Annotated in this window: 7 protein-coding genes; 5 read left to right on the forward strand and 2 right to left on the reverse strand. The window is 68.5% G+C overall.

Going from position 1 to position 10,958, the window contains the following annotated elements; all coding sequences use genetic code 11:
* Window positions 1–190 precede the first annotated feature (190 nt).
* Together ACZ4MU_RS25700 and ACZ4MU_RS25705 are read right to left on the reverse strand one after the other, a co-directional pair.
* Window positions 191–1,174 (reverse strand): FG-GAP repeat domain-containing protein, encoded by a 984-nt coding sequence (locus ACZ4MU_RS25700; RefSeq protein WP_467880931.1) that lies wholly within the window; start codon window positions 1,172–1,174, stop codon window positions 191–193.
* A 149-nt stretch (window positions 1,175–1,323) separates the two neighbouring features.
* Entirely contained in the window at window positions 1,324–5,172 is a 3,849-nt protein-coding gene (locus ACZ4MU_RS25705) for a GH92 family glycosyl hydrolase (RefSeq protein WP_467880933.1), read from the reverse strand.
* Window positions 5,173–5,699: 527 nt separating this feature from the next.
* Here ACZ4MU_RS25705 and ngcE point away from each other — a divergent pair.
* From ngcE to ACZ4MU_RS25730, 5 genes are all read left to right on the forward strand, one after another.
* Window positions 5,700–7,151 carry an N-acetylglucosamine/diacetylchitobiose ABC transporter substrate-binding protein gene (gene ngcE / locus ACZ4MU_RS25710; protein WP_467880936.1) on the forward strand — a complete coding sequence of 484 codons (1,452 nt, stop codon included), beginning with the start codon at window positions 5,700–5,702 and terminating at the stop codon, window positions 7,149–7,151.
* Window positions 7,152–7,209: 58 nt separating this feature from the next.
* On the forward strand, window positions 7,210–8,136 hold the full coding sequence (locus tag ACZ4MU_RS25715) for a carbohydrate ABC transporter permease (RefSeq protein ID WP_467880939.1): 927 nt from the start codon (window positions 7,210–7,212) through the stop codon (window positions 8,134–8,136).
* The gene (locus ACZ4MU_RS25720) at window positions 8,133–9,047 is read left to right on the forward strand and encodes a carbohydrate ABC transporter permease (protein WP_467880942.1); all 915 of its coding nucleotides are present in this window, start codon (window positions 8,133–8,135) and stop codon (window positions 9,045–9,047) included. Before ACZ4MU_RS25715 ends, ACZ4MU_RS25720 begins: the two co-directional genes overlap by 4 nt.
* 217 nt (window positions 9,048–9,264) lie before the next feature.
* Window positions 9,265–10,464 carry an ROK family transcriptional regulator gene (locus tag ACZ4MU_RS25725; RefSeq protein ID WP_467880945.1) on the forward strand — a complete coding sequence of 400 codons (1,200 nt, stop codon included), beginning with the start codon at window positions 9,265–9,267 and terminating at the stop codon, window positions 10,462–10,464.
* 120 nt (window positions 10,465–10,584) lie between these two features.
* On the forward strand, window positions 10,585–10,958 hold a 374-nt coding region (locus ACZ4MU_RS25730; protein ID WP_467880948.1), incomplete at its 3' end, for a substrate-binding domain-containing protein.

Raw genomic sequence — 10,958 nt, forward strand, 5'->3', positions numbered from 1 at the left:
GTCGATGAGCCATGACGCGGCCCGGGGCGCGCCTGTGGAACCGCGCGCCGGACACGTCACGTGATCAGCGAGATCCTTACACAACCCCCTTACGTGTCAACCTGTTTGAGTGCGGAGGGGCAACGGCGAAGGGCCGCGCCCCCGTCCCCGGGAGTGCGGCCCTCGCGTCACACGTCGGGACGTCGGGACGTCAGAAGAACAGCCGGTAGGTGTTCCAGCCGCTCGTCCCGATGTTCTTGCGCGCGGCGAACGGCGCCGCCGCGTTGCCCGTGCCCGAGTAGCGCCACAGGGAGCCGTCGGTGCCGCGCGCGACGAGGTCGGTCGTGCCGTCCAGGTCCAGGTCGCCCATGGAGAACAGCGCGTTGTACGTGTTCCAGCCGCCCCCGATCCGGGTGCGGCCCTCGAAGGGGGCCTTGTAGTCGCCGGTGCCCTTGTAGAGCCACAGGGTGCCCGAGCCGTCGCGGGCGACGAGGTCGTTCTTGCCGTCGCCGGTCAGGTCGCCGTTGCCGGCGATCTGGTTGTAGGTGTTCCAGCCGCCGCCGACCTTGTAGCGGGTCGCCACCTTGCCGGTGCCGTACCCCAGGTACACGTACAGCGTGCCGGTGGTGTCGCGGGCGAGCAGGTCGCCCGCGGCGGCGCCGCCGAGGTTGCCGGGGGAGAGCACCAGGTTGTAGGTGTTCCAGCCGCCGCCGACCGTCCAGGGGGTGTCGGAGTCGTCGGCGGCGTAGTACATCGTGCCGTTCTTGTCCCACTCCCACCAGCCGTCGGCGTACCCGTCGGCGTCCTGGTCGACCTGGGCCGACCACTTGATGGCGTCCCAGCCCGTGTCGATCCTGGCGCGCGGGCTGAGGGCACCGCCGCCGTCGCGGATGTAGCCGTAGAGCGTGTTGGCGCGGTCCGCGGCGAACAGGTCGAACTGGGGGGCCTCGGGGCTGGGCGCCGAGCCGACCGCGCCGGAGCGCGTGAGTGACGGCGCGGACGGCTTCGGGGCGGCCTTGAACGGCTTGGGCGGATCGACCGCCGCGGCAGCGGTCGCACCGGCGCCGACGAGGGAGGCGGCGGCCACGACGGCGCCGAGCCGCGCGGCTGTGCGGCCGCGCTTGCTGCCGGAGGTCCGGGAAGTACCGCGAGTCGCGGAATCCTTGGCCAGATTCTTGGCCACGTAGTTCTCCATGATCCATGAGGCTCAGATGCGACGTGGCGCGCCTCAGCAGACGAGACGCGCCACGGGTTTCACCGGAATCCTGCCATGACTCCTTTACATGTCAATCGGCTTGAGGTAAAAGCAGCCAACTCGATACGCGCGCCCACCGGATGGGGCCGTCAGCGCAGCAGCTCGATCTCGGCCAGCGTCACCGGTCCGCCCGCCGGCACCAGCCGGTAGTGCCCGTACGTGCCGGGCCGGGCCACCGTGAACACCCGGGTCTGCTGGTCCCAGGCGAACGACTCGCCCGAGCGGCGGTCCAGATCGACCCACTTCGTCCCGTCCGAAGAGCCTTGGAGGACCCACTCCTTGGGGGCCTTCGTCCGGTCGGCGGACGTCAGGGTGTACTGCGCCGCGCGCGTGGCCGACGCCACCGGCAGCTCGGCGGAGCCGAAGGAGGCGGACGTCGCCGAGGTGTCGTCGAAGAGCGGACCGCCGACCGTGGTCGCGTCGGAGGGCGGCACCGGAACCCTGCCGTCCTGCGTGATCGAAACCGGCGCCGCCTTCTCGCCCGTGCCCCAGGCCGACGGACGCGGCCCCATCGCGAAGTCCAGCGTGCCGCCCCGGGCCAGCAGGGAGTGGGGGAGCGCCGTGGAGTTCCACGCCCTGCCGTTCACCTTCAGCGACTGGACGTAGAGGTTGCGGGAGCTGTTCCCCGGCGCCCTGACCACGAGGTCGCGGCCGTTCTCCAGGTGGACGGTCGCCCTGGTGAACAGGGGTGAACCGACGGCGTACTCGCCGCTGCCCATGACCAGCGGATAGAACCCCAGCGCGGAGAACAGGTACCAGGCCGACTGCTCGCCGTTGTCCTCGTCGCCGTGGTAGCCCTGCCCGATGGCGCTGCCCGTGTAGAGGCGGTTCATCACCTCGCGGACCTTCTCCTGTGTCTTCCAGGGCTGCCCGGCCGCGTCGTACATGTACGTCACATGGTGGGCGACCTGGTTGGAGTGGCCGTACATGCCCATCCGGACGTCACGGGCCTCGGTCATCTCGTGGATGACGCTGCCGTACGAACCGGCGAAGTCGGGGGAGGCCGTCTCCGGGGTCGCGAAGTACGCGTCGAGCTTCTGCGCCAGGCCCGGGCGCCCGCCGTAGAGGTTGGCGAGGCCCCGGGAGTCCTGCGGGGCGGTGAACGCGTAGCCCCAGCCGTTGGTCTCGGTGTAGTCGTGGCCCCAGACCCGCGGGTCGTAGGAGGCGCTGGGCACCCGCCAGGCGCCCTTGGTGTCCCGGCCCTGGAAGAAGCCGGGGGCGCCCGCACCGGCGCTCGCCGCCCGGGAGTCGAAGAGCTTCACGTAATTGCGGGCCCGGCCCAGGAAGTACGCCGCCTCCTCCTTGTAGCGGGACTTGTGGGTCCGGTCGTAGAGCGCCTGGCCCATCTTCGCGAGGCCGTAGTCGTTGAGGCAGCCCTCCAGGGACCACGACAGGCCCTCGTGCGTGGAGGTCGGCGTGTAGCCGAGGAAGGGCGAGGTGTCCATGCCCTTGCGGCCGACCCCCGCGGACGGCGGGGCGACGGTGGCGTTCTTGAGCGCGGCCTCGTAGGCGGCCTCGCCGTCGAACTTCACGCCCTTCACATACGCGTCGGCGAAGGCCACGTCCGAGCTGGTCCCGGTCATCAGGTCCGCGTAGCCGGGCGAGGACCAGCGCGAGATCCAGCCGCCGTCCTTGTACTGCTGGACGAACCCGTCGACCATCTCGCCGGCCCGTCCCGGGGTGAGCAGTGAGTACGCGGGCCAGGTCGTGCGGTAGGTGTCCCAGAAGCCGTTGTTGACGTACACCTTCCCGTCGACGATCTTCGCGCCGGTGCGGGTGGGGGTGTCCTGGCCGGTGCCGGGGGAGAAGGGGCTGGCGTAGACGTCCTTGGCCCCGACCCTCTCGAAGCCCGAGTTCGGGTACAGATAGAGCCGGTAGAGCGAGGAGTAGAGGGTGGTGAGCTGGTCGTGGCTCGCGCCCTCGACCTCGACCCGGCCCAGGATCCGGTCCCAGGCGCGCTGGGCCTGGCGCTTCACCCGCTCGAAGGACGTGCCCTGCGGGATCTCCGCGGTGAGGTTGGCCCTGGCCTGGTCCACGCCGATGAGTGAGGTCGCCAGACGCAGGGTGACCGTCCGGTCCTTGCCGGGCTTCAGCCGCAGATACCCGGTGACGTCCGCGCCCCCGCCGCCGGGCAGCTTGCCGCCGGAGGTGGCCGGTACGTCGAAGACGCCGTACACGAAGAGCCGGGTGGCGCCCTGGGAGAGTCCGCTCTTCACGTCGGAGTAGCCGGTGAAGGACGAGGTCGACGGGTCCAGGGTGAGGCCGCCGTTGTTGTTGACGTTGTCGAGGAGCACGCTCGCGTCGTCACCGGGATAGGTGAACCGCATGGCCGCCGCGTGGTCGGTGGGCGCCATCTCGGCCTTGAGGCCGTTCTCGAAGGTCACGCCGTAGTAGTACGGCCTGGCGCTCTCGTTCTCGTGCCGGAACGGCAGAGCGCGCGCGGTCCGTGAGGCGTCCGGGGTCCCGGCCGCGGCCGACGGCATCAGCTGGAAGGTCTGCCGGTCGCCCATCCAGGGGCTCGGCTCGTGGCTGGCGGAGAAGGCCTGGAGGGTGGGCAGGTTGTCGGCGTTGTTGCGCCGGGCGTAGTCGTAGAGCCAGTCCTGCGAGCCCGCGTTGGTCACCGGGGTCCAGAAGTTGAACCCGTTGGGGACCGCCGTCGCCGGGAAGGTGTTGCCGCGCGAGAAGGAGCCGCTGGAGTTGGTGCCCCGGGTGGTCAGCGCGTAGTCGGAGAGGTGCGCGAGGCGCTTCTCCGGCTTCTTCGGGGCGATCGAGAGGTCGTCGATCCAGCCCTGGAACTTCGCCGGCCCCCTGGGCGAGTCGTACGCGACCAGGATCCGGTCGGCCGTCCTGCCCGCGGCGACCGCGCCGATGCGCGAGGACACCTCGTTCCACTGGTTCACGTAGAGCGTCTTCGCCGCGCCCTGGCCCTGCGGGGTGAGCCGGCCGCCGTGCGCGTCCAGGGCCTGGAGATCACTCAGATAGGTGCCGTCGGTGAAGGCCAGGTCCACCGACACGTTCGTGGCGGGATAACCGGGGTCGGTCTCCGGCATCGACGGGAAGATCTTGTAGTCGAGGACGGTGTCCCGGCCGATCCGGGTGTCCACGTCGAAGACCTTGTTGTACGAGTAGGCCCGGCCGTCCGCCTTGTGCGTACCGGCGTAACGCAGGGCCCTCTTTCCGGTGAATCCGGCGTTGGCCCTGGCCGTGGGCGAGCCACCGGGGCCGCGGTCCGGCAGAGTCCGCATGTCCGGAGGGACCGGGGTGCTGGTGTCGCCGTCGGAGAACTGCACATCGGCCAGCTGGGTGAGGTCGGCGCCACTGTTATGGGTGATCTCCAGGCGGTAGTGGGCGTACGCCGTGGAGTTGGTGAAGTCGTACGTCCTGGTCTGGAAGCGGGAGGCGAACGTCTCGTCCGAGCGGGTGTCCAGCGTCGTCCAGGTGGCGCCGTCGGCCGAGCCCTTCAGCTTCCAGTCCCGCGGGTCGCGCGGGGCCGCGTCATTGGCCGAGGTCAGCGCGTACGTGACGACCTTGACCGGGCTGTCGAGGTCGAACTCCAGCCAGGCGGTGGGCTGGAAGGCGAGCCATTTGGTGCTCGGCTGGCCGTCGACGAGGTTCTCCTTCACCTCGCCCGAGCCGTCGTTCTCGGCACTCGCCCGCACGGCCGTCACCCGGTCGGTGACGCTGCCCGGTATGCCGCTCGCGAAGCCGCCGTCGACGCCCGAGGCGCGCTTGCTGCCGTCCGGGCCCCTCTCCACGGTGTCGTGCCAGTCGGGCTGCGGCTGGCCGGTCTCGAACGAGGTGCGGAACTCCTGGCCGGTCCGCGAGGGCTGGGCGGCGGCCTGGGCCGTCGCGGCTCCCTGGGCCGTCACCACGAGCAGGAAGGAGGCCGCCGCGAGGGCGGCCGACGGCCCTTGGCGGAGCCGGGATCTGGGCAGCATAGGGGGCCTTCCATTGGCGGGCGCATGACAGGACACACCACGGCGAAGGCCGGTGCACGCCGGTCATACGATCTGGACAACGTTGTCAGGGAGAAAATGCAGGATCCAGTAGGAAGGCAAGTCGTCGGTGCTGTCAAGGGCGTTGAGGGCAAATGGCCTGGGCGTTTCGGGACGCCGCGAGAGGCTCGCGGGGGTCCGGCCCACCGCGCTCCGCCATCAGATATCCAAGAGGTCTCAACTCGGGAAAGGATGCCGTCCAACCGTGCTTTCGATCTTGCTCAGTTGACGGAAAGTGGACTATACCTGTCGGCGTCCGCTCCGCCGGGAAACCGGCGGGCCCGGGGGACGGGGGACGTCGGGGAAGCAACGGCACGTCATCCTCCGCACATCCGACGTATCCGCTGCGTACCCTGCACTACCCAAGCTTCAGCACAACTGACCGCGGTGGCGGGGCCCTTCGCCTGCAGGCGATTCGGTACGGGCGACCGGTACACCGCCTGAGTCCTGGAGAAGGCGAGGACTTGAGCATGGGATCCACCTCCGCCCACGAGAGCAATGAGGGCCTGGGCCGTCGCGATCTGATCAAGCGGTCCGCCGCACTCGGTCTGATCAGCGTTCCGGCGATGGGCTTCCTGTCCGCCTGCGCGAGCGGCGACAGCGGCGGCGACAAGAAGGTCGAGAAGGGCACCAAATCCGACAAGAACCCGCTCGCGGTGAATGAGTCGGCCCCTCTCGACGTCGTCATCTTCGACGGCGGTTTCGGCACCAAGTACGCCACCGACGCCAACGCCGTCTACCAGAAGGCGTTCCCGAAGGCGAAGATCAGTTTCCACAAGACCCAGAAGATCCAGTCGGAGCTTCAGCCGAAGTTCAACGGCGGCACCCCGCCGGACCTGATCGACAACTCGGGCGCCGAGCAGATGGACATGGGCGTCCTGGTCGGCAAGAGCCAGCTCACCGATCTGACCCCGCTCCTGGACGCCCCCTCCATCGACGACCCGGGCAAGAAGGTCCGCGACACGCTGCGGCCGGGCATCGTCGAGATGGGCCAGTTCGACGGCGACCAGTGCTGGGTCTTCTACTACGCGTACACCGTGTACGGCGTGTGGTACTCGCAGACCGCGCTCGACAAGCTCGACGCGAAGTACCCCGAGACCTGGGACGAGATGCTCGCCCTGTGCGCGAAGGCGAAGAAGCAGGGCATCGCGGGCTGGACCTATCCGGGCAAGTACCCGTACTACCTGCCCTTCTCGCTCTACCCGTTCATCGCCAAGATCGGCGGGCGCGAGGTCCTGGACGCCATCGACAACCTGGAGCCGAAGGCCTGGGAGCACCCGGCCGTCAAGGCCGCCTTCGAGGCGTACTACGAGCTCTTCAAGAAGGGCTACATCCTCCAGGGCACGCCCGGTATGACCCACATCCAGTCGCAGACCGCCTGGACCAAGGGGCAGGCGCTGTTCATCCCGAACGGCTCCTGGGTGGAGAACGAGGCCGCTCCCACCACGCCCAAGGACTTCAAGATGATGGTGGGCGCGCCCTCCGGCCTGGACGGCAACGACAAGATGCCGTTCGGCACCATCTGGGCGTCCGGCGGCGAGCCCTTCATCGTCCCGGCCAAGGCGAAGAACCCGGTCGGCGGTATGGAGCAGCTGCGCATCATGCTCAGCGAGGCCTCCTCGAAGAACTTCACCACCCAGGTGAAGTCGCTCTCCGCCTTCAACGGCGGCACGGACGGCCTGGCCCTGTCGACCGCTCTGCAGTCGGGTGTCGACGCGCTGAAGAAGGCCGGCACGAACGTCGTCAACCCGCGCCTTCAGGACTGGTATGTGAAGCTCCAGAAGGAGCAGATCGGTGTCGCCGGTCTCGGCGAGATGATGGCGGGCCGCGCCACCCCGGCCGAGACCATCAAGAAGATCCAGGGGTACGCCGACAAGGCCGCCCAGGACCAGAACATCAAGCACTACAAGCACAAGAAGTAGCGGCAGTGGCCAGGCGTCACCAGCGGCGGCACCCGCCAGCAGATCGGGGTCGGTAACCATGCAACACGGCAAGTACCGGTTCATCGTGGGATTTCTGGTACTCCCACTGGCGTTGTACTCACTCTTCGTCATCTGGCCGTTCATCCAGTCCATCTACTACTCGTTCACGGACTGGACCGGTCTGAGCCCGGACTTCACGATGGTCGGCTTCGACAACTACACGCGGATGTTCGACGACGACATCTTCTGGAAGTCGTTGCAGCACAGTCTGCTCTTCGTCCTGCTGCTGCCCCTGGTGACGCTGGGCCTCGCACTGTTCTTCGCCTTCATGCTCAATGTCGGGGGGCGGCGCCGAAAGGGCGCCGCCATCGCCGGAGTGCGCGGTTCCGGCTTCTACAAAATCGCCTACTTCTTTCCGCAGGTGCTCTCGATCGCGATCGTCGCGCTGCTCTTCCAGTTCGCGTACAACCCCAACAACGGTGTGATCAACTCCGCGCTCAAGGGGGTCGGGCTCGGCAGCGTCCAGCCGAACTGGCTGGGCGACCCGGATCTGGCGCTCTACTGCGTCATGGCCGTGCTGGTCTGGTCCACGGTCGGCTTCTTCGTCGTCCTGTTCTCGGCCGGGATGGCGTCGATCCCCAAGGACTTCTACGAGGCGGCGCTGCTCGACGGCGCCAGCCGCTTCACCACGTTCTTCAGGATCACCCTGCCGCTGCTCTGGGACACCGTGCAGTCCGGCTGGGTCTACATGGGCATCCTCGCCCTCGGCGCCGAGGCCTTCGCCTCCGTGCAGATCATGACGGTGGGCCCGGGCGGCCCCGACTACTCGACCACGGTCCTGCCGCTCTACGTCTATCAGTCGGCGTTCCGCGACGGTCAGGCCGGATACGCGACCACGATCGGTGTCGCGCTGCTCCTCGTCACGCTGCTGTTCGCGGCGGTCGTGATGCGACTGGGCCGGCGCGAGCGGCTGGAGTTCTCATGACCACTGACACCTCGACCGCCGACCTCGCCGAGGAGCGCCCGCCCGTGGCCAAGCAGGCGGCGCCCGTGAAGAAGGAGAAGAGGAGCGAGGGCGCGGCCCTCAACGTCTTCTCCCACGCGGTGCTCGTCCTGTGGGCGTTCATGGTCGTCATCCCGCTGCTCTGGGCGGTCATGGCGTCCTTCAAGGACGACAACTCGATCCTGTCCACCCCCTGGGCGCTCCCGGACAGGCTGCACTTCGACAACTGGTCACGGGCCTGGACCCAGGCCCATATGAGCGACTACTTCCTCAACACCGTCCTGGTGGTGGGCGGCTCGCTCATCGGCACGCTGCTGCTCGGCTCGATGGCCGCGTACGTCCTGGCCCGCTTCGACTTCCCCGGGAACCGGTTCATCTACTACCTGTTCATCGGCGGGATGAGCTTCCCGATCATGCTGGCGCTGGTGCCGCTGTTCTACGTGATGAACAACCTGAGCCTGCTGAACACCACGCACGGCCTGATCCTGGTCTACATCGCGTACTCGCTGCCGTTCACGGTCTTCTTCCTCACCTCGTTCTTCCGGACGCTGCCCAGCTCCATCGCCGAGGCGGCGATGATCGACGGCGCCTCGCACACCCGGACCTTCTTCCAGGTGATGCTCCCGATGGCCCGTCCGGGTCTGATCAGCGTGGGAATCTTCAACTTCCTGGGGCAGTGGAACCAGTACATGCTGCCGACGGTGCTCAACACCGACCCCGACAAGCGGGTGCTCTCCCAGGGCCTGGTCGAGCTCGCGACCAGCCAGGGGTACAAGGGCGACTGGTCCGGCCTCATGGCGGGCCTGGTGATGGCGATGCTGCCGGTGCTCGCCGCGTACATCGTCTTCCAGCGCCAGGTCGTCGCGGGACTGACCGCCGGAGCACTCAAATAGCGGTTCGTCACCCTCCGTATCCACCCCGGGACCGCCCGTCGGCGACACGCCGACGGGCGGTCCCGTGTCATGTCCCACTGCTCAGGTCTTGACGGGAGACAACCCGAAAGGCTCAGCTTAGAGTTCACATGTTGGAGATAGGGCGGGGCCTCAGAGTTGCGGTCCCGTGCGGGGGCGGCCGTCGTGCCGCCCGCCTACGGCGGGAGTGGATGAGTCGATGGAGACTCCGGGGTCGCAGACGTCATTGCACCGGGCCAACCTGGAGCGGGTCGTACGCGCGGTGCGCATGGCGGGCTCGCTCACCCAGGCCGAGATCGCCAGAGCCACGGGCCTGTCCGCGGCGACGGTCTCCAATATCGTTCGTGAACTGAAGGACGGCGGAACCGTCGAGGTCACGCCCACCTCGGCAGGGGGCCGACGGGCCCGCAGCGTCTCGCTCAGCGGCTCCGCCGGCATTGTCATCGGCGTCGACTTCGGCCACACCCACCTGCGTGTCGCGGTCGGCAACCTCGCCCACCAGGTGCTCGCCGAGGAGGCCGAGCCGCTCGACGTGGACGCCTCCTCCGCGCAGGGCTTCGGCCGGGCGGAAGAGCTGGTCAACCGCCTGATCGCGGCCACCGGCATCGGTCCGGACAAGGTCATCGGGGTGGGTCTGGGCGTGCCCGGCCCCATCGACGTCGAGTCCGGGACGCTGGGCTCCACGGCCATCCTGCCGGGCTGGACCGGCATCAACCCCCGCGAGGAGCTCTCGGGCCGCCTCGGCGTGCCGGTGTACGTCGACAACGACGCCAACCTGGGCGCCCTGGGCGAGCTGGTGTGGGGCAGCGGGCGCGGGGTCAAGGACCTGGCGTACATCAAGGTGGCCAGCGGTGTCGGCGCCGGTCTGGTGATCGACGGGCAGATCTACCGGGGCCCGGGCGGCACGGCCGGCGAGATCGGCCACATCACCCTGGACGAGTCGGGCCCGGTGTGCCGCTGCGGCAACCGGGGCTGCCTGGAGACCTTCGCCGCGGCGCGGTACGTGCTGCCGCTGCTCCAGTCCAGCCACGGGGCCGATCTGACCATGGAACGGGTGGTCCAGCTGGCCCGCGAGGGGGACCCCGGGTGCCGCCGGGTGGTCGCGGACGTGGGCCGCCACATCGGCAGCGGTGTCGCCAACCTCTGCAACCTGCTCAACCCCAGCCGGGTGGTGCTCGGCGGCGACCTGGCCGAGGCCGGGGAGCTGGTCCTCGGGCCCATCAGGGACTCCGTGTCGCGGTACGCCATTCCCAGTGCGGCGCGCCAGCTCTCGGTCCTTCCCGGGGCCCTGGGCGGCCGCGCCGAGGTGCTCGGCGCGCTGGCTCTGGTACTGAGCGAAATGGGCGATTCGACCCTGTTGGAGAGTGCTCTCCCGGCCGGGGCTCCTGCCTTCACTTAGATAACGGATGGCACCGTTGTCATCTCGTTAAGGATTTACTCCTTGACGGTGGCCCTACAGCCGAGTTGACTTCCAGCCACCTCGGCCGCAACGTCGCGGCCTCGTCAGGGAGGTTCCAGAATGAACACGCGTACGCGTCGTGCCGCCGTGGCCGTGGCCGCCACCGCGATGGCCGTCTCTCTCGCCGCCTGCGGCAGCGCCAAGGAGTCGGGCGACAAGACGAAGGAGTCGAACGGCTCCAAGAAGGGCGACGACATCAAGATCGGTCTGCTCCTGCCGGAGAACCAGACCGCGCGCTACGAGAAGTTCGACAAGCCCCTCATCGAGAAGAAGGTCAGCGAGCTGACCAACGGCAAGGGCAAGATCGTCTACGCGAACGCCAAGCAGGACGCGACGACGCAGACGCAGCAGGTCGACACGATGATCACCAACAAGGTCGACGCGCTGATCGTGGACGCGGTGGACTCCAAGGCGATCGCGGGCGCGGTGAAGAA

This window comes from Streptomyces sp. NPDC026377, from assembly GCF_055567715.1.

Excerpts from the sequence above, each read along its gene's own strand:
- ACZ4MU_RS25700 (WP_467880931.1), bottom strand. The coding sequence starts at position 1,174 with ATGGAGAACTACGTGGCCAAGAATCTGGCCAAGGATTCCGCGACTCGC.
- ACZ4MU_RS25705 (WP_467880933.1), bottom strand. The coding sequence starts at position 5,172 with ATGCTGCCCAGATCCCGGCTCCGCCAAGGGCCGTCGGCCGCCCTCGCG.
- ngcE (WP_467880936.1), top strand. The coding sequence starts at position 5,700 with ATGGGATCCACCTCCGCCCACGAGAGCAATGAGGGCCTGGGCCGTCGC.
- ACZ4MU_RS25715 (WP_467880939.1), top strand. The coding sequence starts at position 7,210 with ATGCAACACGGCAAGTACCGGTTCATCGTGGGATTTCTGGTACTCCCA.
- ACZ4MU_RS25720 (WP_467880942.1), top strand. The coding sequence starts at position 8,133 with ATGACCACTGACACCTCGACCGCCGACCTCGCCGAGGAGCGCCCGCCC.
- ACZ4MU_RS25725 (WP_467880945.1), top strand. The coding sequence starts at position 9,265 with ATGGAGACTCCGGGGTCGCAGACGTCATTGCACCGGGCCAACCTGGAG.